The organism is Jidongwangia harbinensis, assembly GCF_020216025.1.
Taxonomy (GTDB): Bacteria; Actinomycetota; Actinomycetes; order Mycobacteriales; family Micromonosporaceae; genus Actinoplanes; species Actinoplanes harbinensis.
Genome location: NZ_JAIWNC010000109.1, coordinates 1 through 1,262, shown reverse-complemented (window position 1 = coordinate 1,262; position 1,262 = coordinate 1). Strand labels below are relative to the sequence as shown.

1 protein-coding gene is annotated in these 1,262 nt (G+C 70.8%); it reads left to right on the top strand.

Translation table 11 applies throughout. The annotated features are described in order from the left end of the window. Positions 1 to 1,262, top strand: a 1,262-nt coding sequence (locus LDL48_RS43195; RefSeq protein WP_225261006.1) for a beta-ketoacyl reductase, incomplete at both ends; no start/stop codon positions are given.

Sequence of the window (1,262 nt, the reverse complement as noted above, 5' to 3'; positions counted from 1 at the left end):
TGTGGACGCCGCGGGGCACGGTGTTGATCACCGGTGGTACCGGTGGTCTCGGCGTCGCGGTGGCCCGGTGGGCGGCCGGGCAGGGTGCGGAGCATCTGGTCCTGACCAGCCGCCGCGGCCTGGACGCCCCCGGAGCGGCGGAACTGGTCGAGGAGCTGACCGCGGCCGGTGTGCGGGTGACGATCGTGGCCGGCGACATGGGTGAGCGCGCCGACGTGGCCGCCGCTCTTGCTGAGGCCGGTGATGACCTGACGGCCGTGGTGCACACCGCGGGTGTGCCGTTCAGCACCGCCGTCGAGGATCTCGACGTGTCCCTGCTGGCCAGTACCCTCGCCGGTAAGTCGGCCGGCGCGCGCTACCTGGACGAGCTGCTGGGTGACCGGCCGCTGGACGCCTTCGTGCTCTTCTCCTCGATCGTCGGTGTCTGGGGCAGCGCGGGCGGCGGCGCGTACGGCGCGGCCAACGCCTATCTGGATGGCTTGGCGCAGCATCGTCATGGCCGGGGTCTCGCTGCGACGTCGATCGGCTGGGGTCCGTGGGCCGAGGTGGGTATGGCGCACCAGCACGAGGACCCGGCCCGGCTTGCCCGGCACGGTCTCGGGCTGCTGCCGCCGGAATCGGCGACGCCGCTGATGGGCCTGCTGCCGGCCACCGGGCATCCGACCGAGATCGCGGTCGACGTCCGCTGGGAGCAGTTCGGTGCGGCGTACTGGTCGTCACGCTCCTGGCCACTGCTCTCGTCGATCCCCGAGGCCGCACCGCGCTCCGAAGCCGGAAGCGACACGACCACCACCGTCGGACTGCTCGACCAACTCGCCGGGCGTACCGAGGCGGATCGTGATCACCTGTTGCTGGAGGTGGTGACGACTCAGGTTGCTGCGGTCCTGGGTCATGCCGGTGTGGAGGAGATCACCCCGGACCGGGCGTTCCGGGACCTGGGGTTTGATTCGCTGACGGCGGTGGAGTTGCGTAACCGGCTTGGCCGGATCACCGGGTTGAAGCTGCCCGCGACGCTGGCGTTCGACTATCCCACTCCCACAGCGCTGGTCGGTTACCTGCGTGAGCAGTTGGTCGGCACGGTCGTCACGTCCGCGGCCGGGTTGCCGGGTGTCGCGGTGGGCACGGACGAGCCGATCGCGATCGTGTCGATGGCGTGTCGCTACCCGGGTGGGGTGCGTAGTCCGGAGGATCTGTGGGAGTTGCTGGCCGACGGTCGTGATGTGGTCGGCGGGTTCCCGACTGATCGGGGCTGGGACCTCGGT